This window comes from Nonlabens marinus S1-08, from assembly GCF_000831385.1.
Classification (GTDB): Bacteria; Bacteroidota; Bacteroidia; order Flavobacteriales; family Flavobacteriaceae; genus Nonlabens; species Nonlabens marinus.
Genome location: NZ_AP014548.1, coordinates 2709037 through 2731842 on the forward strand (window position 1 = coordinate 2709037; position 22806 = coordinate 2731842).

Genomic DNA, 22806 nt, shown 5'->3' on the forward strand with positions numbered 1-22806 from the left:
CCTAGAACAGATGAAAAGATTACTTGATATAGAATTCCATAAATTTAAGTATAGTCGTAGCAGTAAGGTGTTGACCATTATTTATTTGGTCATAGTTGCACTGATGATGCTTGTAGGAATGATACGAATTGATTTTAATGGGTTTAGTGGTAGCTTCTCTGATTTGGGGATTTTTGACTTTCCATATGTATGGCACGTCAGCACCTATTTCACTAGTTTCCTTAAGATTTTTATAGCCATAGTTATTGTTTCCTTGACAGCGAGTGAATACAGCAACCGGACGATCAAGCAAAATCTAATTGATGGCTTAAGTAAGAAAGAGTTAATTCTTTCTAAGTTCTATCTAGCCCTAGCACTAGCGGTACTTACTACACTTGTTGTTTTTGTCGCCTCTTTAATTTTGGGATTGATATACTCAGATTACAATGAAATAGGCATCATTTTCTCTGATTTAGAATTCATGGGAGCTTTCTTTTTAGGACACTTAGTATTCTTTTGTTTTTGTCTTTTTGCAGGGATTTTATTGAAGCGTAGTGCGTTTGCTTTAGGTTTTGTTGCAGTATGGTGGATGTTTGAAGGAGGTATGAATATTCTTTCTTATGTTCTTGATAAAGCCTATGGAACTCATATCTATGATTATGTGACGCACATTCTCCCTTTAAATGCGATGACTAATTTGATCAAACAACCATTTACTAGGATTGATCTAATTGGGTCTAGTTTAGACCAAGTCACCCAAGGTTCGATGGTTTTTGACTATCATATTGATTGGGTGGATGTACTCTCGGTTCTATTGTGGAGTACTTTATTTATTTATTGGTCTTATGCCCTACTCAAGCGCAGGGATTTATAAAACATAACTTGTAAATTAGCGGCATGATAAAAACAGGTTACGTTTTATTTGTGCTGCTTTTTTGTGCATCACAGTTAAGCTACGGCCAGCTTGAGGCGGCTAATTGGTATTTTGGTTTCAATGCAGGACTGCGATTTGACCCAGACACTGGAGCAGTTACACCGCTTACAGACAGTGCGATGTCTACTAATGAAGGTTGCGCAACCATTTCAGATTCTGACGGGAATTTATTGTTCTATACTGATGGAAGCACAGTGTATAACAGAAATAATATCGTAATGCAAAATGGTTCTGGCTTGCGAGGTAATGCTTCAAGTACACAAAGTGCTATCATCATTCCAAAACCACAAGATTCAAATATCTATTACATATTTACAGTAGACACTGGTGTTAGTGGTGGTGGTAGTGACGCTGGTCTTAATTATTACGAGGTAGATATGACTGCTGATGGCGGATTAGGGGCTGTAGTTACTGATATTACTAATCCAACTAATTTACTTCCTTTTTGTTCTGAAAAGATTACAGCGATAAATCACGAAACTCGCGATGAAATTATTGTTGTTGCCTATGCCAATAGTGCAGGTTTCAGTCTTCCATATGATACATTCTATAGTTTTACTATAGACGCTAGCGGTGTTAACACAACTCCTGTAGCTTCTATTCAACCCAATTCAGTCGATGATAGAAGAGGTAATTTGAAAGTTTCTCCTGATGGAAAGTATTTGGTTTCTTGCAACTCCACATCCTCTTCTTACATATACGATTTTGATCAGTCCACTGGAGCCGTAACTAACGAACGTTTATTACCACTCCCTTTTCCGAATTTTGCAGGCTATGGAGTGGAGTTTTCGCCTAACAGCAGTCTGCTGTACATACTGGCAACCAACGCCGGCGGCGGCGGACCTTCAGGCCATTCCAGCGGTTTGTATCAATTTGATCTAGATGCAAGGGATGTAACTTCAACAGGTATTGTTATTGATTCAAGGCAAGGGTATCGTGGCTCCCTCCAATTAGGAATTGATGGAAAAATATACAGAGCTCAAGCTGAATCTTTTTTTGACGGGTCTAGCTTTTTAGGTCGTATAAATAATCCAGACATTAGAGGCGCTGGTGCAAATTACCAGCACAATGCGGTAGAGCTCGCTGGAAAAATGAGTGCACAAGGTTTGCCTCCATTTATCCAAAGCTTTTTTGCCGTAATTAATATTGAAAATGTTTGTTCTGGAGATACCACATTATTTTCTTTTGAAACAGATACAACTCCAGATTCCGTCCTTTGGGATTTTGGAGATGGAACAACATCAACTGAACTATCTTCTTCTCATGTATATACTAGTGCAGGGATTTACGAGATATCTCTAACTCTTGAATTTGGTGGTGCGACAAGAAAGTATTTTAAACAAGTAGAAATCTTTGATAGCCCAGTAGCAAATAACGCGTCAGACATAATAGCCTGCGATGACAATCTAGATGGAAGGGAGACGTTTGACTTAACCGCTACTAGTGCTGAAATTTTAGGTACTCAAGACGCGCAAACTTTCCCTATCACTTATTATTTGAATCAGGAAGATGCAGATATGGCTCAAAACAAGATCACTTTGCCCTTTACAAGTGATGTCCCACAACTTGCAATTTACGCTAGAATTGACAATACGTTCAATTCAGATTGTTATGACACCACTTCATTCCTTGTTAATATATATGACCAACCTGTAGCAAATCAAGTAGAAAATTTAGAGCAGTGCGACGACAATTTTGACGGTATAGAAACCTTTCAATTGACCAGCCAAAACGCTGGCATTCTTCAAGGTCAGAACCCATCTCAGTTTACAATATCTTACCATTTAAATGCTACTGATGCTGCAGGAGATCTTAATCCATTACCAACTTCTTACCGTAACACTACTACTTTCCAACAAACTGTTTTTGCAAGGATTGAAAATAATGCTGAAACTAATTGTGCAGCAGTTACAAGTTTTGATCTTGTAGTTCAAGCCAAACCCGTAGCCATAAACTTTGATGCATTTCAGTGTGACGAAGATGGAATTCCTGATAGCCGAACTAATTTTAATTTGTCCAGTTTCAACAGTTCTGTGTCTAATAACGCGGCAGGAGTTACCGTGGCTTATTATTTAAATCAAAACGATGCAGACAATGAGCGGAATCCATTAAATGATAGAGATTATGTCAATGTAACTCCTTTGCAAACTATAGTTGCCAGAGTGACTGATACCAATACTGGATGTTTCAATACCTCAACTGTGACCTTATCAGTTAGTGCTAGTGATGCACAGGATACTTCATTAGAATTATGCGACGATGATGGAGTACAAGACGGTTTCAGAATTTTTAGTTTGGACAATGCAAATAATGCGGTGCTAGCTAATGCACCATCAGATGTTACTGTTAGTTATTATGCAAGTACCAGCGATGCTTTAGCTGAGCGCAATTCACTCCCTTTACAGTTTACCAATACCGTTATTAATAGACAGGTGATTTATGCTAGAGCCGAGTCTCCAGACGGAAACTGTTATGGAATCAGTAAGGTGGAACTTATTGTCAATGAGCTGCCCCAAGTAGAACCAACCGCTTATTTTGAATATTGCGGAAATGACCCACAAGCATTAATCATAGATGCAGGTCCGCTGTCTGGTTCTACGACTGACTACACCTATGAATGGAGCACAGGCGCCACAACATATGCAATAGATGTTCGAGATGGAGGGTTGTATACTGTTGTAGTAACTAACAATAGTGGCTGTAGTGGTAGCAGAGAAATTACAGTAGTTATCAGTGAACCAGCGACTATCAATTCTATTGATGTGATCAATGCTAATGGAGAGAGATTTGGGTCTGCCACTGCTGTAGTTTCTGGGTTGGGTGATTATGAATTCCGTATAGATCCTAATGCAAGCTACCAAGAAAGTCCTGTTTTTAAAGACTTACCTCCTGGCTTTTATGTTCTAGAAGTGAATGACCGCAATGGTTGTGGTACGGTATTCCAAAAATTCAGTATCGTGGGATATCCTAGGTTCTTCACTCCCAACGGTGATGGTTTTAATGACTTTTGGCAACTGAACGGCGTCAACAACATTTTTGAACCAGACGCTACCATCTTCATTTTTGATAGATTCGGTAAACTTTTAAAACAGCTATCTCCCAGCAGTCAAGGATGGGATGGCACCTTTAATGGCGAGCCTTTACCAGCTAGTGGTTACTGGTTCAAAGCTACTTTAACAGATGGTACTGAGTTTTCCTCTCATTTCACATTAAAACGATAATTATTGCGGCAAAGCTTCGGATTATACTTGAAAGCAAAATTACTTTTAGTACTGCTTTTGGTATGTTCCGCTTTCGCGAAAGCGCAATTAGAATCTTCTCAGTGGTTCTTTGGGAATAGAGCTGGCATCGACTTTAGATCTGGTGCTCCCGTATCCGCCGCCGATAGCGCCATGAATACTGGAGAAGGCTGTGCCACCTTATCAGATGCAGACGGCAACTTACTGTTTTACACCGATGGGAGTACGATTTATAATCGCAACAATGAGGTGATGCTCAACGGTAGCGGTCTTAAAGGAAATTCCTCAAGTACCAGCAGTGCCGTCGTCGTTCCCCTACCCGATTCAGATACCCGTTTTTATGTTTTTACGGTAGATACAGACGATTTAGTTTATACCCGGGCAGAGGGAATGCATTATTCCATTGTAGATATGGCGCTCGATAACGGTAAGGGTGCTGTAGAGTTAAATTCAAAAAACACAACTGTTCTAGCCCGAACTTCAGAAAAGTTAACTGCTGTAGAAAATGCAACGGACACTGGATATTGGATCATTACACAATTTGAGGATCGATTTTACAGCTATGAACTCACGGCAAGCGGACTCCATCCACAACCCGTAATTTCCCAAGCAGATCCATTTATTGAACTTGTCACCGTGCCTATTACTAATGTAGATGTAGCTGCCATGCGTGGTTACATCAAAGTAAATAGCACTGGTGATCGACTAGCAGCCGCTCATTTTTCCAATAATATAACGGCTGACTTTGACAATGTAACCAGTATTCTAGAAGCTCGCAGCATTGCATATGCTCAAGGTGGGGAGTTGTATCTATACGATTTTGACAATGCCACTGGAGAAGTTAGCAACCCTATCCCACTACTGACCAGAATTGACGAAGGTTCTTATTATGGTATCGAGTTTTCTCCAGATGGGAGGTATCTGTATGCTGAGATAGATTACCAGAGGGCTTCTAGATCCAGCATTTTTGTTTTTATAGGTGGAGAAATAGCGCAATTTGACCTTACCGCTTCTGATGTTGCAGCATCAAAGCAAACAATTCATCAAGATAACAACCTTCCATTTAGAGGCGCTATGCAGTTAGGCATCGATGGCAATATTTACCACTCCCGGCTCGATCAAACAGCGCTTAGTGTGCTCAGTAATCCAAATGATGACAGCGTGCCCGTTAACTATTCTTTTAATGGTTTTAATCTCGCGTCTGGCACACGCAGTTTCTATGGACTTCCCATTTTTGTCCAAAGCTTTTTTCAGCAATTTGAAATCAAAGCTACTGACGGCTGCGAGGATCAAGAAATAGGATTCACATTAGACACCACTACAGAAGATTTTCAAGTCGTTTGGAACTTTGACGATCCAGATTCCAGAGCTAGCAACACCAGCAACGAGATCAGCCCGATTCATATATATAACACGGCAGGAACATATGAAGTCACCGCCAGCATTCAAACCTTATTTCAACAAATTACTAGTAGTAAAACGATCCAAATATTCCCACAAGTGGAGATCAATCCCGTAGAACCTTCACTTATAGAATGTGATCTAGGTTTCGCTACGGCCAATTTTGACTTAACTGTCATCAAAAATTCTGTGAGTTCCATTGCAGACCAAACAGTGGAAATCTATGCTTCAGAACAAGAAGCATTGGAACAGGCAAATGCTATCGACACAACAATTCCATTCAACAGCAGTAGTACCACTCTATTTATAAGAGTCGATAATGAAAATTGCTTTAAATTAATAACTGTTGACTTGATTGTGGAGCGCTGCTCTATAGAGGTGTTCAATTTGATAACCCCTAATAATGATGGAAGAAATGATGTTTTAAATGTAACTGGATTGCGCACTGTTTATCCAGACTATACCATATCCATATTCAACCGGTATGGAAGGCTGGTTTGGGAAGGTGGACCAGAGTCTGAAGATTGGGATGGAAGCTCTAACCAGATCAACAGTAAGAAACTTTTACCTTCTGCTACTTATTTCTATACTATTGAGTTGAACGACCCTACCGTCAAAAACATATCTGGATATCTTTATCTTTCCTATTAGATACTAGCAGCATGAGATTTATGGTTTTTTCGCTTTCGCGAAAGCGAAATTATCCATGTCCTCAATACTTCGCTTTATAATCCTCCATATCCATAATTATACAGCAATAATTTTAACAATAATACTATGCATGCATAATACTTTTGTTTATATTTGAAATTGGAATTTTATGAAAGACAAAACCATAGATTATGTACTTCGGTCGACCTGGATGTCGGTTGCTAAAATGTACAACGAGCAAGCCAGCGTTAAAGGTAGCACCATGGCTACAGGATTTGCATTGATAAGTATTGATCCTGAAACTGGAACACCTAGTACAGCTTTAGGTCCCAAAATGGGAATGGAAGCCACTTCATTATCTCGCACCTTAAAAGCCATGGAGGAGAAAGGTCTGATTGTAAGAAGTCGAAATCCAGAAGACGGTCGTAGTGTATTGATTCATTTGACAGAATACGGTAAGGAGATGAGAGACTTTTCTAAAAACGTCGTTAAAACCTTTGATAACGTGGTTAAATCAGAAATTTCAGAAGAAAAATTAAGTATATTTCTAGAGGTAACAAGCCGGATCAATGATCTGGTGAGCTCCAAGAAGATTTATAAAAAAGAACAAGCATTAGTTAAAAAATAAAAATGGGAAAACGCAGAATTAAACATGTAACCGTTATAGGTTCAGGAATTATGGGAAGCGGTATCGCTTGTCATTTTGCTAACATAGGTTGCGAGGTATTATTGCTGGACATCGTTCCTAGAGAACTGACAGATAAGGAAAAGTCACAAGGGCTTACCCTAGAAGACAAGGAGGTACGCAACCGCATGGTTAACGAGAATCTAGCCAGTGCAATTAAAAGCAAACCAGCACCTTTATATCACAAGGATTTTGCTAACCGCATCTCAACTGGTAATCTAGACGATGATCTTAAGAAGATCAAGCATACAGACTGGATTATAGAAGTAGTCGTGGAGCGTCTAGACATTAAAAAGTCTGTGTTTGAGAAAATTGAGGAACATAGAACTAAAGGAACATTAATTACCTCCAACACTTCTGGAATTCCTATTCAGTTTATGAATGAAGGACGTAGTGAGGATTTCCGTAAGCATTTTGCGGTCACACACTTCTTCAACCCACCACGATACTTGAAATTATTTGAAGTAGTACCAGGACCAGATTGCGATCCTGAAGTGACTGACTTCTTGATGAATTATGGAGAAAACTTCTTAGGTAAGACATCTGTCCTTGCTAAGGATACTCCAGCATTCATAGGTAACCGTGTAGGGATTTTCTCTATTCAGAGTTTGTTCCATACCGTAAAAGAAATGGGGTTGACCGTTTCTGAGGTTGATAAATTAACTGGTCCAGTGATCGGTAGACCTAAATCCGCTACATTTAGAACGGTTGATGTTGTAGGATTGGACACACTGGTGCACGTTGCCAACGGTGTTTATGAAAACGCTCCAGAAGATGAGCATAGAGATATGTTCAAACTTCCAACCTTCATCGACACGATGATGCAAAACAAATGGCTGGGAAGTAAATCTGGCCAAGGTTTCTACAAAAAAGTAAAAGACAAGGACGGCAAGAGCGAGATTCAGGGCTTGAATCTGGATACTATGGAATATGAGTTACAGGACAGAGCTAAGTTTGCTACCCTGGAACAAACTAAAACTATTGACAATGTTCCAGATCGTTTCCCTGTATTGATCAAAGGAAAAGATAAAGCTGGCGAATTCTACCGCAAGAGCTTTGGTTCTTTATTTGCCTACGTGCAGCATAGAATTCCGGGAATCTCAGACGAATTATATCGCATAGACGACGCAATGAGCGCCGGATTCGGTTGGGAAAACGGTCCTTTTGAAATTTGGGATGCTATAGGCGTACAAAAAGGTATTGACCTCATGAAGGAACAAGGCAAAGAGCCAGCTTCCTGGGTGAATGAAATGCTCGAGAAAGGTTTTGAATCTTTCTATAAGGTAAAAGACGGAGCAACCTACTACTACTCTATTCCAGATAAAGATTATGTGAAAAAACCTGGTCAGGATAGCATCATTATTCTAGACAACATCAGAAAATCACAAGAAATCTGGAGCAATTCAGGAGTTTCTATTCAAGATCTAGGCGACGGGATCATCAACTGTGAATTCCGTTCTAAAATGAATTCTATTGGTGGCGATGTTCTCGCTGGAATCAATAAAGCCATTGACCTAGCCGAAAAAGATTACGATGGATTAGTAGTTGCCAACTCTGGAACCAACTTCTCTGTGGGTGCCAACATCGGGATGATCTTTATGATGGCGGTGGAGCAAGAATATGATGAGCTCAACATGGCCGTGAAGCAGTTCCAAGATACCATGATGCGCATGCGTTACAGTAGTATTCCTACTGTCGCTGCACCACATCAAATGGCGCTAGGCGGTGGATGTGAATTATCACTTCATGCAGATACCATCGTTGCCCATGCAGAAACCTACATAGGTCTGGTAGAATTTGGCGTTGGATTAATTCCTGGCGGCGGTGGTTCTAAAGAAATGACCGTGCGCGCTGCAGAAGGTTTTGGAGAAGGCGATGTAGAATTGAACCGATTGAGAGAATATTTCTTGACCATTGGTCAGGCAAAGGTTTCGACCAGTGCTTATGAAGCTTACGACCTGGGTATTTTGAAAAAAGGAAAAGATAGTATTGTAGTTAATGCTTCTCAACAAATCGCTTTCGCGAAAGCGGAAGCCCGACGACTCGCTAACATGGGTTACACACAGCCGCCACCAAACAAGAACATAAAAGTTCTAGGCAAGCAGGCACTGGGAATGTTCCTTGTAGGAACAGACGCCATGCAAGCTGGAAAATACATCAGTGACCATGATCAGAAAATTGCTAACAAATTGGCTTACGTAATGGCCGGCGGAGATTTGAGTCAAGCACAAGAAGTTAGCGAACAGTATTTATTGGATCTAGAAAGAGAAGCTTTCTTAAGCCTAGCTGGAGAACGCAAGACATTGGAGAGACTGCAGCACATGTTGCAGAAAGGGAAACCACTTAGAAACTAAGAAAATGAACAAAACAGCATATATAGTAGCCGCAAAAAGAACCGCGGTAGGAAAATCAGGAAGAGGCGTTTTTAGGTTTAAAAGACCGGACGAACTTGCTGCCGAAACCATTCAAGGAATGTTGAAAGACCTTCCAGACTTTGACAAAGGTCGCATTGATGATATGATTATCGGTAATGCAATGCCTGAAGCAGAACAAGGTTTGAACATGGCTAGACAAATATCACTATTGGCCCTTGATAGAGTCGATGTTCCAGGAACAACCATCAACAGATGGTGTGCTTCTGGACTCGATGCCATCGGTGCAGCAGTAGCACGTATTCAGTCAGGAATGGCAGAATGTATCGTTGCTGGTGGAGTTGAAAGTATGAGTTACGTACCAATGGGCGGCTACAAACCAACTCCAGATTATAAGTTGGCCAAACAAGGTCACGAAGATTATTACTGGGGAATGGGATTGACCGCCGAGGAGGTGGCCAACGAATACAACGTTTCTCGCGAAGAGCAAGATCAATTTGCTTACGAATCTCAAATGAAGGCTTTGAAAGCACAGGAAGAAAATCGTTTTCAAGATCAAATAGTACCTATTGACGTAGAAGAAGTCTACCTAGATGAAAACGGTAAGAAACAAACCAGAACTTATACAGTAACTAAAGATGAAGGCCCACGTAAGGGAACTAACGTAGAAGCTTTATCTAAACTACGCCCAGTATTTGCTGCTGGTGGTAGCGTTACCGCTGGTAACTCCTCACAAACCAGTGATGGTGCAGCATTTACCCTTGTAATGAGTGAAGACATGGTCAACGAATTAGGAATCAAACCTATCGCCAAAATGGTAAGCTTTGCCGTTGCAGCCGTAGAGCCTCGCGTTATGGGAATAGCTCCTATTATCGCTATTCCAAAAGCATTGAAACAAGCTGGTCTTAAAAAAGAAGACATGGCCTTGATCGAATTGAATGAGGCATTTGCCAGTCAATCCGTTGCTGTGGTAAGAGAATTAGATCTCAACAAGGATATCGTTAATGTAAATGGAGGCGCGATTGCATTGGGTCACCCATTAGGATGTACCGGTGCAAAATTATCGGTACAGATTTTTGATGAAATGCGTAAGCGTGGCCATCAAGGTAAGCACTGTATGGTAACCATGTGTGTGGGAACTGGACAAGGAGCTGCTGGGATATTTGAGTTTCTGAATTAGTGTTCAGAGTATTAAGTATTTAGTACAAAGTATTAAGATTGAAAGAACCTTTTCAGCAATGGTTTTAATGACATTTCCGCTTTCGCGAAAGCAAAATAGATAACAATAGGGGTATGCATAAATTCGAAAAATTGAAAATTTGGCAGAAAGCAATGGATTTGACAGTTGATGTTTACAAAGCCACAGAGAAATTTCCAGTTGATGAAAGATTTGGCTTGACTTCTCAAATGAGAAGATGTTCTGTTTCAATCCCTTCAAATATAGCCGAAGGTTCGGGAAGAAATAGCAATCCACAATTCAATCAATTTTTAGGAATTGCAAATGGAAGCACTTCTGAGCTAATTATTCAAACTTTTTTATCAGAGCGTCTTGGTTTACTCGGCACGGAAACGATGAGAACACTTGTAGAACAATGCGTCGAAATATCAAACATGAATTACGGACTTCAAAAGAGCCTGAAATAATAAATAAATCCAACTTTTTAACCGAAGTCTTTGTACTTAATACATAATACTTTGTACCAAGAGCGAAGCGAAATAAAATAAGATTATGAGTAACGAAACAGCAGAAAAGAAAATGATCCGCGGTGGTCAATTTATCGTAACAGAAACAGCCGCAGAAGATGTGTTCACACCAGAGGATTTCTCTGATGAACAGCAAATGATGAAGGAGTCTGTCCGCGAGTTTGTGGATAAGGAGATCGTCCCACATAAAGAACGTTTTGAGAAAAAGGACTATGCGCTTACTGAAGAAGTGATGCGCAAGGCTGGCGAAATGGGCTTTCTAGGAATTGCCGTACCTGAAGAATATGACGGTCTGGGAATGGGGTTTGTATCCACGATGTTGGTTTGTGACTATATTTCTGGAGCTACTGGTTCTATCGCAACTGCTTTTGGTGCGCATACAGGAATCGGTACCATGCCTATTACTTTGTACGGTACTGAAGAGCAAAAGAAAAAATATGTTCCAAAACTTGCAACTGGTGAATGGTTTGGAGCTTACTGTTTGACAGAGCCAGGCGCAGGATCTGATGCCAACTCTGGAAAAACCAAAGCAGAGCTTACCGAAGATGGAAAACACTACAAGATCAACGGTCAAAAGATGTGGATCTCAAATGCTGGTTTTTGTAATGTATTTGTGGTTTTCGCAAGAATGGGCGATGATAAGAACATTACAGGGTTTATCGTAGAAAATGATCCTAGTAATGGTATTTCTATGGGTGAAGAAGAGCACAAACTAGGTATTCACTCCTCTTCTACACGTCAGGTATTCTTCAATGACTGTCTGGTTCCTGTAGAGAATATGCTAGCTGGTCAAGGTGAAGGATTCAAAATTGCAATGAACGCCTTGAACGTAGGTCGTATCAAGCTTGCTGCTGCCTGTCTGGACGCTCAACGACGCGTGATTTCACTAGCAACTCAATATGCTAACGACCGTGAGCAGTTCAATACGCCTATTGCTAAGTTTGGCGCCATACGCAAGAAGATTGCAGATATGGCAACTAACGCTTATGTAGGTGAAAGTGCGTCTTACCGTGCAGCAAAAGGCATTGAAAATAGAATTCACGCAAGACAAGAGGCTGGAGAAACATTTGCCCAATCAGAACTGAAAGGTGTAGAAGAGTTTGCTATCGAATGTTCTATTCTTAAAGTGGCTGTTTCTGAAGATATGCAGGAATGTGCAGATGAAGGAATCCAAATTTATGGTGGTATGGGCTTCAGCGCTGATGCTCCTATGGAAGCTGCATGGAGAGATGCTCGTATTTCTCGTATTTATGAGGGAACTAACGAGATCAACCGCATGCTAGCCGTTGGAATGTTAGTGAAGAAAGCAATGAAAGGTCATGTGAATTTATTGGAGCCAGCAATGGCTGTAGGTCAAGAATTGACTTCTATTCCTTCCTTTGACACACCAGATTATTCTCAACTTTTTGCTGAGGAAAAAGAGATGCTTGCCAAACTCAAGAAAGTATTCTTGATGGTTGCTGGTAGTGCCGTTCAAAAATTGGGAACTGAATTAGAAAAGCACCAGCAGTTATTGCTTGCCGCTTCTGATATCTTGATTGAGATCTATATGGCAGAAAGTGCAATTCTTAGAACTGAGAAGAATGTGAATCGCTCTAGTGAGGAAGCTCAAAAAGAGCAAATCGCCATGTCTAAGTTGTACTTATATAAAGCCTCTAAAGTCATTCAAGCAAAAGCTGAAGAAGGAATCGCTGGATTTGCTGAAGGTGACGAGCAACGTATGATGTTGATGGGCTTGAAGCGCTTTACCAAATATGCAAACCTACCTAACGTAATCGAATTGAGAAATACGATTGCAGACAAGGTAACTGAAGAAAACAAGTACCCTTTCTAGAGTACATTAAAACGTAAATTGAAGAAATGCCTTGGAGAAATTCAAGGCATTTTTTTTGTTTCTATCTATATAAATAAAATAATTCCTTTTTCGAGCTGCAGCGCTGCACTAAGGTTATCGAAGTGTCCAGAAAAGGAATTTGTTCTAATGCTTTTAAAACAGCTCGCTTTCGCGGAAGCGAACTCCTACCCCATCAAGCTACACTTAACAATTTACTAAGGGGATTTGAGACTTAAGGCAATATATTTGCCAAAAATTCAATCTATTTATGGAAGAGTTTAAAATCGAGAATGTTCTAGAATTATTGTTGGAATATGGTATTCCCGTTCTAAAAGCTATTGTCTTATATATTATAGGTGCCTGGTTGATCAGTAGAGCTATAAAAATCACTGGTAAAATCATGACCAAGCGGGAATATGAGATGACGCTTCAAAAGTTTCTACTCAATATTATTCGATGGGTACTTTGGATATTATTGATTGTTGCTATTGTTGGGACTCTAGGTATAGAAACCAGTGGTTTTGCCGCAGCCTTAGCAGCAATGGGTCTAGCTATTGGTCTTGCTTTACAAGGATCTCTATCTAATTTTGCCGGTGGCGTTCTCTTATTACTCTTCAAACCTTTCAAGGTAGGTGATACGGTAGAAGCTCAAGGTATCTCTGGGACTATTCAAGAAATTGACATTTTACAAACTAAAGTGTTGATGTTTAACCGTAAAACAGCGATCATACCTAATGGTCCATTACTTAATGGTAACATTATCAACTTCGATTCTTCTGGTATCCTGCGCGTGGAAACTGAAATAGGTGTAAGCTATGATGCAGATATTCCAAAAACCATTGAAGCTCTCAGGAAATTAGCGACAGATCATCCTCTAACCTTAGAAGATCCAGCACCCATCGTGGAGGTTGTCACTAATGCAGATAGTAGTATTAATATTTTAGTAAGACCGTATACGTTGACTGAAGATCACTGGACAGTTTATTTCTATCTACAGAAAAATTTCAAACCAACTCTCGATGCTATAGGAGTGGAAATTCCTTATCCGCATCATGTGGAGATTCGCAAGCAGAGCTAGTTGAATCAAAATACCGAAAAGCCGTTCGACATAGAGCGGCTTTTTTAATGGCATTAAATCTAAGCTTTGAATCTGCCTATCTTACTCATTTACTGCCTTCTTTAGGTTCATTTTAGCAAAAAAATGAATTCGTGGGCAGTACCTTGTAGCAGATAAATTGACTTTTATGAAGTATCACATTAGTATTGAAGATATAGACTCCGTTTATCAGATAGAAGATAAATGGAAGCATGAGGATTATATCAATCTCTTAGAACTGGTTGAATTTGGTGATCCTGGAGATGCGACAGATCAAGACTTAAAAGAGTTGCTCTATCTCGCGTTATCTGAGTATGAACCTCAAGAGGCCGCTGAAATTGTATTAAGATATACTTTCAATGATGAGCTTAATGATGGACAGTACGAGCAAGTCTCAAACGATATGCTCAAAGAAAATGTAGCGGAAAAACATTCTGATATTTCTTTACACAGCAGATTATTTGACGTCAATGAGCTCCTCTATAAAGCCTATAACGGTAAATTCCCGCACGCTAAAGCCAGTGTGATTCAATTTACCGCAACCCCATCTCACGAGACAGGGCATCAACTCGATAAAGCAGACGCGCTACGTTTGTTAAGTCCAGGAATTGAACCACATGCGATCTTGCAACGCTTGTTTAAAGATCAAATTGATGGTATAGAGGATTTTGAAGAAGCAAAGGATATTGCTTGGTACTTCCGTAAGACTGGAGATCACAGCTATGAATTAATAACCTCAGACTATTGGATCAACAGCGAGGACGTGATCAAAATAGAATTTGATGCTGCGCTGGAACTGGACGAGTAGTACAAGATCAGTATCCAGCAGTTCTATAATACGTTTCATATTTTTTTTGATGCAGAGTTTTATGAGGTTTCCGCTTTCGCGAAAGCGCAACATCCAGTATCTTTAAAACAAAAACACATGCGCATAGCTATCTTATTATTCCTTGCAGCTGGAATTGCCGCTGCTCAAGTACCTTCACAAAACCAACAGGACATTTACAACATCATCGACGATGTAAGTGCAGATCGCATTGAGTACGATGTACGAAAATTGGCTGGGTTTGGGACAAGAAACACCTTCTCTGATACCATAAGCGATACCCGTGGTATAGGCGCGGCTCGCCGCTGGATCAAAGCAGAATTTGATAAAATTAGTGCTGACTGTGGTGGTTGCCTAGAGGTATTCTATCAAAAAGACTACGTAACTAAAGATATGGGTAGCCGTATTCCTAAAGATACGTGGGTGGTCAATGTGATCGCTATTCAACGCGGTACTACAAATCCCAACGATTTTGTCATGATGAGTGGGGACATTGACTCGCGTAATAGCGATGGGTCTGACTTTACTAAGGACGCACCTGGAGCTAACGATAATGCGAGCGGTATGGCAGGAACCATAGAAGCTGCAAGAGTATTGACAAAGCGTACTTTTAAAAACTCTATTGTATATGTAGGGCTGAGTGGTGAGGAACAAGGATTGTTTGGAGGTAAAGGACTGGGAGAATATGCTAAAAAGAACAATTGGAACGTCATCGGTTTTTTGAACAATGACATGATAGGAAATATTGAAGGTGTGGACGGCGTGATCGACAATCGCGAGTTCCGCATTTTCTCTGAACCTACTGACCCGACTGAAACAGAAAGAGAACGAGGTGCCCGCCGTTTTTATGGTGGCGAGGTAGATGGAATTTCCCGACAACTAGCACGGTACATTCATAAAAGCGTCAACCACTACATGCCAGAAATGGACCCTATGATGGTATATCGACTGGACCGCTTTGGTCGTGGTGGTCATCACAGACCTTTTAATGATTTAGGGTATCCAGGAATTCGTATTATGGAAGCACATGAAAATTATACTCAACAACACCAGGACATACGAGTGGAAGATGGTATCGCTTACGGCGATGTAGTAGAACACGTGAATTTCCCTTATGCTAAAAAGCTGACTGCTGTAAATGCGATCAACCTAGCACAACTCGCTTGGGCTCCTACGCGACCACAAAATGTAAAAATTGGCGGTATTGTGGAAGCAGATGTGAAATTAGCCTGGGATGCAGTTAAAGGTGCAAAGGGTTACCGTATTTACTGGCGTGACACTACCAGTCCTACTTGGGATTATTCTCGATATGTAGGTGATGTTACTGAATTCACTCTGGACGGCATTGTAATCGACAATTATTTCTTTGGAGTAGCAGCCGTTGGCGAGGATGGTATTGAAAGTATCGTCTCATTCCCCAGCGGGACCATGAGATAATTGATTTCAAATTCAAAAAAATACCCAATAATGGGTATTTTTTTTTGCCTAATTTCAAGGCATATTTGAAACCATTCTTTACCAACCCCAAAAACCTAATCACATGACCGATTCCAATCCTCTACAACCACTTATCGTGGTATCACAAGACACGTGCTATAAGCCCATATGCCTCCTTGACAATAGCGGTTTGCAATTATGGGCATTCTTTGAATGGAGCGATAAAAAATCGTTGAGCAATGTTGTTTTTTGCCAGTTAGATGGTAACCAACAAGTAAGCTATGCTGATTTTCAAAAAGACGGAAGTTTTCTTATCAAATTGGATAAAAATGCAAAACCCTTAAAGGTGTTTTCTCTTAAAAACAAACTTTTAATAAAGGATCAAGAATATCCTGTGCTCATTCATTTGAACCAAGAGCTAGAAATGGATGACCCGACTGAAGGAGGAGTAATAATTAGGCATAAACCTTAATGAAGCTAATCAAAGTACTTTTATTTTTATTTTCTGTCACTAGTCTTGCTCAAGTAAATTTACTAGATCAAGTACGCCGCAAAAATGATGTAGGCAAATATCAAGAAGGAAAAGATATCCTAGTTAAGATTGATACCACTGGCTTCAACAGCCTTAACAAGGCAAAATATCTTTATGAAGTTGCCCTTGGTAAAATTAACCTAGAAGGTGAAATAGTCAAGTCTTATCAGATCTTGTTGAATGCTAAAAAGCTTCTTAAAGATCAAAACGACAACTTATTATTCAAATTGAACGACGAGCTTATTTATGCCCAGCTTGCTTTTGATGACAGCGAGAACACGGCTAATGAGTTAATGGCAGAAAATTGCGCAATCGCAGAAAAAACTAAGGATCCTGAACACATTATTTATTGCAATGGATATTTATTTCATCAAATTGATAATGATGATCCATTAAAGTTTAAAAAGCAATTGGAACTATTACATAAGAATCGCGTGATTGCTGAAAAAGCGAATTTAAAAACGATTCATGGTAATGAAATTATAAATATCGCTACCATTCATGAAAGGGCAAAGCAGTTCGACTCTGCGATGTTTTACTATGAAAAGTCCAAGGAATATGTGGAGAATAAGGAATACGTACCCACAAAAATTGCTTATTACAATAACGTCGCAAATACCTTAAATAACCTCGGCCGTTACGAAGAAGCCATTGACAATTTGAATAAGGCCTTGCAATTATCTAAAGATGAGACTGTAAATACGACAAAACTTAATATCCTTTTTAATCTGGCGCAAAATTATGACTTGAATAAGGACTATGAAAAAGGTTTAGCAGCATATAAAGATTATATGTCCTATTACGACTCACTTAATAGGACTGAACGTTTTAGTGCGGTAAAAGAATTAGAAACAAAATACCAAGTCCAAGAACGTAAACTTGAAAACGCAGAATTAACTGCGGCTAACGAACGACAAAAACTACTGATTATTTCCATTGCAGGAAGTGCGTTAGTTCTTCTGTTGATCGCGGGATTTGTCTACAACAACCAGCGCAAAAAACAACGCATTGCTAAACAAGAGGCAGAACTGGAAAAACAACGTGCCGACAACTTGATGAAAAATCAAGAACTCGCCACGATTGATGCCATGATTCAAGGTCAAGAAAAAGAGCGCAAAAAACTAGCCGAGGATTTACATGATAATTTAGGGAGTTCGTTAACGACCATCAGATTGTATTTTGACAACCTCAAAAATCATTTCAAACCAGAAACCTCATCTGAGATTTATGAGCGTACAGACAAATTGCTAGAAGATACCTATGCTACCATACGCGGTATGTCGCACAGCCGCCATAATGGAGTTTTGGCTAGTAAAGGATTGATCCCATCACTACAAACTCTTGCAGAGAATATTACCCAAAGCGGTAAACTCAAGGTCGATATCTTTCACCATGGGATGGATCGCAAGTTGGAGAATTCACTAGAACTCAATTTGTTCCGCATGCTGCAGGAGTTGGTCAGTAATGTAGTGAAACACGCCGGAGCGACCGCTGCTAGTATCAGCATTATAGGGTCGGAGAATTCCATTAATATTATGGTAGAAGACAACGGAGTAGGCTTTGAGCCTAGTCTTTCAAAAAAAGCAGATGGGATGGGACTTTACAGTATTGAAACCCGTGTGGAAGAAATGGACGGTGTTTTTGAAATAGATTCGAATACTGGCCATGGCACAACCATTTCCATAGAAATACCCACATTATGATACAATTAATTATTGTTGAAGATCATGCTTCACTAATTGACGGCCTTCAATTACTGTTTCAAAACGATGCTGAGATCAATGTGATAGGAACCGCCCCTGATGGCGTTGAACTGATCAAATTATTAGAGTATAAAAAAGCGCATGTCATACTTACTGACATCAGCATGCCACGAATGAACGGCATCGAATTGTGCAAGAAAGTAAAAGAGATAAATCCGTTAACTAAGGTCGTTGCTTTTACCATGTTTGACGATCAAGTAGCAGTACAAGATATGTTTGATGCTGGTGCTGATGGATACATTTTGAAAGTACGCCCGCTGTCAGTGGTTAGAGAAGCAATTATAACAGTGATGCGAGGGAATAAATATATTGACCCTTCTATAACGGTAACGGCAAAAAAATCAAAAAACAATCCTGACGATAATATTCTTTCTCCTAGCGAACAGGAGATTCTCAAGTTAATTGCTGCGGGCCATCGCTCGTCTGAAATTGCAGAGATTCGGCACACCGCAGTGGGTACTGTCCATAAGCACCGCAAAAATATGATTCAGAAATTAGGTCTTGAAGGCAAAGGTGAATTGCTGCGTTATGCATTGCAAAAACATCCTTATTATAGTTGATAATGTAGCAGAGTTCGCTTTCGCGAAAGCGAAACACGTTTAAAGAACCTCCTTATTTTTCATAATATACCCATTAGTGGGTATTCCCTGCAGGCATCCTTACCTCTATTTTTATACTGGTTTAAACGTATTAAAGAAAAGGGGAAAGGAAACGCCAGCGTTTCCTTATAGCTACCAGGTATCATGCCTGGTAGTTTTTTTATGTGGCAAAATACCGTTTTATAAAAATGTTATCTTTGAGCATCAACGCATACTCCCCATGAAAGCTTTAAAGTACACCTTCATTTTATTATTGGTCGCCGTTGTAGCAGGCGCTGTTTATTTTTCACTACAAGATGGTCATTATAAGGTAGAGCGATCTGCCACTATCGATGCACCGCCAAGTCTTGTGTATAAGCAATTAGAAGACTTTGATCAATGGGCCAATTGGAACGCCTACCACATGCAAAATGATGTGGACGTACAATTAGGGGAGCAAACGAATGGTGTAGATACTTCCTTCATATTTACTGACGAGGACGGCGAAGGTAAAATGACAATCACCCGCTTGGATCCTAATAAATTAATAAGCCTTAATATGGTGTATGAGCATGGCTTAGGAACTTCTAGAGCGCAGGTGGATTACATTCTTACCCAAGTTGAAAATGGGACATTAGTTACCATGAAGGTAGAAGGAGATAAGGATCTTGTGGATAAAGCCATCAGCACTATTATGGGTACCGACATGGATGCAGAAATTGGAGCACTTTATGAAGCCAGCTTGACAAACCTCAATCGCTACTTACAGGACGAAATGAAAAAATACACGGTCAACGTGGACGGTTTAATTGATTATAGCGGTGGTTATTATCTGTACATGTCTTCAAGTTCCAGTCTTGAGAATTTACCACAATTACAATCACAAATGTTGAGAAGCATACATAGTTTTATGGCAGATAACAATATAGACAGTTATGGTGCCGATATGGTGATCTATGAAAAATTTGATGAGTTGGGTGAAAATGTGATTTTCTCTGCTGCTGTCCCTGTGAGAGAGCGCGTTCTTACGGCTGCAAATTCTAGAGTCTTGGTAGGGCTTATGGATCCACAACGTGCAATAAAAGTGACATTAAAAGGAGACTATTCTAACCTCGACGAGGCTTGGAAAAAAGGAATAGAATACATTCAAGTGAATGGATTGCAGCGATCAGAGCAACCGGTATTTGAAGTTTACAAAACGGATCCTTACAAAATTGACAATCCCGCAAATTATATAACTGAGATCTACTTACCTGTTTTATAATGTGGAAACCCTTGCTGTTCGTTTTTTTAGGTGGTGGTCTGGGCAGCGCTCTGCGCTTTGCAGTATCCCTATGGATGAATACAGGTCAAATTAAGTGGATACCAACACTTGCTGTAAATGTCTTGGGGTGTCTTCTTCTAGGAAGTGTGCTAGCCTTAAATGATAAAAGCCAGCTACAAGAATCCATTTTCCTGTTACTGGCTGTTGGTTTTTGTGGTGGTTTGACCACATTCAGTACCTTTTCGGCAGAACTATATTTTTTGCTAAAACAAGCCGCCTACCTTCAGGCAGTAACCTATTTTATGTTAAGTAGTTTATTAGGCATTACTGCCGTGCTTATCTCTTATCAAATGGTAAAGTCCATTTCATAGGTTATCGCACGCGCACCCTCTGGCGCAATTGCTTTCCTTTCTCTGTAAAAAACAAGTATTTTCCAAGCAATAGAATCACAGCAATATCTGCAGTGATCAAACATAGTATTCTTAAAAAAGAAGAAGCTGCAAAATCAAAAGAGAATCCAATGATACCACTGACCAAAGCCAGTACAGAAAGTAAAAGTATAAATTTAGTCATGATGCCATTATTTGAAACAAATCTACCTTTATCTCACTACTGATCTAGTTAACACAAAATCAATTACCTAATAATTAACTATAGGTGGATGGAATAATAAAAAATAAGAGCTCCCATTGTGGATGTGTGACGAAAACCCACTCTAGTGTTAATAGTGTTATTACTGATGCAACTTTTTAAGCTACTACAACTAAGTTTAATTAGAAATCAAATTTTTAAGTCCCGCAGGAATCTCCATAAAGCTTTCCAGTCCCTTAGTATTCATTTGATCTCTTGCTTGTTTCCAGTTTTCCTCAGTAGGCTCTACGGCAGCTTGCTCGCTGGCTAGCTCTGGTTCATAAGTAAGTGTAACGTATGCCGGAAAGTGATCGCTTCCAAACCCAACACCTGTCCCAGATTTTTCATGTCTAAAGTCTGAAGACACTAAAATATGATCTAGAGGCCATCTCATGACAGGGTTTTTAGCGCTGAAGGAATTGTAGAATCCACGCCCTACTCTATAGTCTAATAATTTTCCGATTCTCATGGTTAATTGAGTTCCATCAGACCAGGTGACATCATTGAAATCTCCCATGACAATAACTGGCAATTCCGACTGATAACTCATAATAGCTGTTTTCATCAACTCAGTATCGCGGTCTGTACTTTTAGGGTTATGTTGAGGCATAGGCGGTGTTGGGTGGATCGCATAATACTGTAACCATTCGCCATTACGCATTTGAACCTGAGTGTGAATCGATGGGATTTCTGGATCTACCATGTATTCAATAGACGTGTTTCTTAAGGGTAACTTTGAGTACACCAGCATTCCATAGGTGTTGTCTAAAGGCTCTTCTACTTTATAAGGATAATCTGCGCCTATTGCACTGTTAATCTCTGTACTCCAACGGTTGTTAGTTTCTGTAAACAGTATGATGTCAGGTTGCATCTCTTGTATTTCTTTATAAAGCTCTGCACCTTCTTCATTTTTTTGCAGCACGTTTGCTCCATACACGTTCAGTCTGTTATCATTAGAAATATTTTCAGAACTATCTGCTACTTGCAAAGAGTAGAATGGAGTAAACTCAATAATCTTTGAAATTTGGAAAGCAAAACAACCTAAAAGTATAGTGATGTACAAATAGTCATTCACCCATTTAGGCTTAAAAGTAAAAAAGTACAGGATGATCGCTATAAGCGTAAATCCCGTCAATAGTAAATGTGGAAAATCAAAAACTCGAATCCACCAGTAGTCTGCAGCTACCAAAGGAAACAAAGATAAAATAGCGGCAATGATGCCAATTACTTGAAACGTTACACGCCAGTTCATAAGAGTTGATTTTCATCAAATATAGCTTTATGAAAATTCCTATGTAGGCGTATTGGGTGAACTTTAATTCTTTTAGCTACCTAAAAGCATCCTCATCAAAATCTTCATTCCCAATTCCTTTAGGATTAGGACCCCATTGATTAGTACCAGGTTTGCTATCCTCTACAAAAAATATAATCATGATGATACCACCTACTAAAGGAATAAAATTGATCAAATAAAACCATCCACTGCGTCCTGTATCGTGTAACCTACGAACAGCAACCGCTAGGCTAGGAATTATAGTTGCCAGTAGATACAACACTAGTAAGATTGCTGGTCCAAATACTAGATTACTATCTGCTACTCCAAAGGCAATAATAGGAACATAGATAACCATCACGGCTAGAACATTGAATAATTGGAAATACCAATATTCAGACCTGCGAGCACGACCACTAAAATCAGCGTATTTGTTAAAACAGGTTTTGACATAATCCATCATTCCGTCGGCTTTGACAGTATTGTCTTGAGGATAATCTATAGGCTTGTTGCGGTTCCCTACTGGCTCTTGCATAACATTTTTAGTCTTTAAATGTTTGATGGGTATTACGCTTTCGCGAAAGCGGGCAAAAAACATATTTACAATT

Annotated in this window: 19 protein-coding genes; 16 read left to right on the forward strand and 3 right to left on the reverse strand. The window is 39.8% G+C overall.

Annotated elements, in window-relative coordinates; translation table 11 throughout:
* The first annotated feature begins 10 nt into the window (after positions 1–10).
* From NMS_RS12430 to crcB, 16 genes are all read left to right on the forward strand, one after another.
* Positions 11–853 carry an ABC transporter permease gene (locus tag NMS_RS12430; protein ID WP_041497124.1) on the forward strand — a complete coding sequence of 281 codons (843 nt, stop codon included), beginning with the start codon at positions 11–13 and terminating at the stop codon, positions 851–853.
* 23 nt (positions 854–876) lie between these two features.
* Entirely contained in the window at positions 877–4134 is a 3258-nt protein-coding gene (locus NMS_RS12435) for a T9SS type B sorting domain-containing protein (protein ID WP_052476968.1), read from the forward strand.
* Positions 4135–4161: 27 nt separating this feature from the next.
* Positions 4162–6204 (forward strand): T9SS type B sorting domain-containing protein, encoded by a 2043-nt coding sequence (locus NMS_RS12440; protein WP_041497125.1) that lies wholly within the window; start codon positions 4162–4164, stop codon positions 6202–6204.
* Between the two features lie 169 nt (positions 6205–6373).
* Positions 6374–6832: a MarR family winged helix-turn-helix transcriptional regulator gene (locus NMS_RS12445; protein ID WP_041497127.1), complete on the forward strand. Its 459-nt coding sequence runs from the start codon at positions 6374–6376 to the stop codon at positions 6830–6832.
* 2 nt (positions 6833–6834) lie between these two features.
* The gene (locus tag NMS_RS12450) at positions 6835–9243 is read left to right on the forward strand and encodes a 3-hydroxyacyl-CoA dehydrogenase/enoyl-CoA hydratase family protein (protein ID WP_041497128.1); all 2409 of its coding nucleotides are present in this window, start codon (positions 6835–6837) and stop codon (positions 9241–9243) included.
* Between the two features lie 4 nt (positions 9244–9247).
* Complete coding sequence (locus tag NMS_RS12455) at positions 9248–10441, forward strand: acetyl-CoA C-acyltransferase (protein WP_041497129.1); 1194 nt, start codon at positions 9248–9250, stop codon at positions 10439–10441.
* Between the two features lie 113 nt (positions 10442–10554).
* The gene (locus NMS_RS12460; protein WP_041497130.1) at positions 10555–10905 is read left to right on the forward strand and encodes a four helix bundle protein; all 351 of its coding nucleotides are present in this window, start codon (positions 10555–10557) and stop codon (positions 10903–10905) included.
* A gap of 85 nt (positions 10906–10990) precedes the next feature.
* Positions 10991–12799, forward strand: coding sequence for an acyl-CoA dehydrogenase family protein (locus NMS_RS12465; protein WP_041497132.1), 1809 nt, complete (start codon positions 10991–10993; stop codon positions 12797–12799).
* Positions 12800–13067: 268 nt separating this feature from the next.
* Positions 13068–13877: a mechanosensitive ion channel family protein gene (locus tag NMS_RS12470; protein ID WP_041497134.1), complete on the forward strand. Its 810-nt coding sequence runs from the start codon at positions 13068–13070 to the stop codon at positions 13875–13877.
* A 166-nt stretch (positions 13878–14043) separates the two neighbouring features.
* A complete protein-coding gene (locus NMS_RS12475) occupies positions 14044–14703 on the forward strand; it encodes a hypothetical protein (protein ID WP_041497135.1) in 660 nt (219 codons plus the stop codon).
* A 117-nt stretch (positions 14704–14820) separates the two neighbouring features.
* The gene (locus NMS_RS12480; protein ID WP_041497136.1) at positions 14821–16158 is read left to right on the forward strand and encodes a M28 family peptidase; all 1338 of its coding nucleotides are present in this window, start codon (positions 14821–14823) and stop codon (positions 16156–16158) included.
* Between the two features lie 103 nt (positions 16159–16261).
* The gene (locus tag NMS_RS12485) at positions 16262–16630 is read left to right on the forward strand and encodes a hypothetical protein (RefSeq protein WP_041497138.1); all 369 of its coding nucleotides are present in this window, start codon (positions 16262–16264) and stop codon (positions 16628–16630) included.
* A complete protein-coding gene (locus tag NMS_RS12490) occupies positions 16630–18393 on the forward strand; it encodes a tetratricopeptide repeat-containing sensor histidine kinase (protein WP_041497139.1) in 1764 nt (587 codons plus the stop codon). The genes NMS_RS12485 and NMS_RS12490 overlap by 1 nt, the downstream gene beginning before the upstream one ends.
* On the forward strand, positions 18390–19013 hold the full coding sequence (locus tag NMS_RS12495) for a response regulator (RefSeq protein WP_041497141.1): 624 nt from the start codon (positions 18390–18392) through the stop codon (positions 19011–19013). The genes NMS_RS12490 and NMS_RS12495 overlap by 4 nt, the downstream gene beginning before the upstream one ends.
* 259 nt (positions 19014–19272) lie before the next feature.
* A complete protein-coding gene (locus NMS_RS12500) occupies positions 19273–20295 on the forward strand; it encodes an SRPBCC family protein (protein ID WP_041497142.1) in 1023 nt (340 codons plus the stop codon).
* Positions 20295–20666: a fluoride efflux transporter CrcB gene (gene crcB, locus NMS_RS12505; RefSeq protein ID WP_041497143.1), complete on the forward strand. Its 372-nt coding sequence runs from the start codon at positions 20295–20297 to the stop codon at positions 20664–20666. The genes NMS_RS12500 and crcB overlap by 1 nt, the downstream gene beginning before the upstream one ends.
* A gap of 1 nt (position 20667) precedes the next feature.
* On the opposite strand, the gene NMS_RS12510 is transcribed toward crcB, so the two are convergent.
* From NMS_RS12510 to NMS_RS12520, 3 genes are all read right to left on the reverse strand, one after another.
* On the reverse strand, positions 20668–20868 hold the full coding sequence (locus NMS_RS12510) for a hypothetical protein (protein ID WP_041497144.1): 201 nt from the start codon (positions 20866–20868) through the stop codon (positions 20668–20670).
* A gap of 196 nt (positions 20869–21064) precedes the next feature.
* Positions 21065–22177: an endonuclease/exonuclease/phosphatase family protein gene (locus NMS_RS12515; protein WP_041497146.1), complete on the reverse strand. Its 1113-nt coding sequence runs from the start codon at positions 22175–22177 to the stop codon at positions 21065–21067.
* A 76-nt stretch (positions 22178–22253) separates the two neighbouring features.
* The gene (locus NMS_RS12520) at positions 22254–22796 is read right to left on the reverse strand and encodes a DUF805 domain-containing protein (protein ID WP_231862397.1); all 543 of its coding nucleotides are present in this window, start codon (positions 22794–22796) and stop codon (positions 22254–22256) included.
* Positions 22797–22806 lie beyond the last annotated feature (10 nt).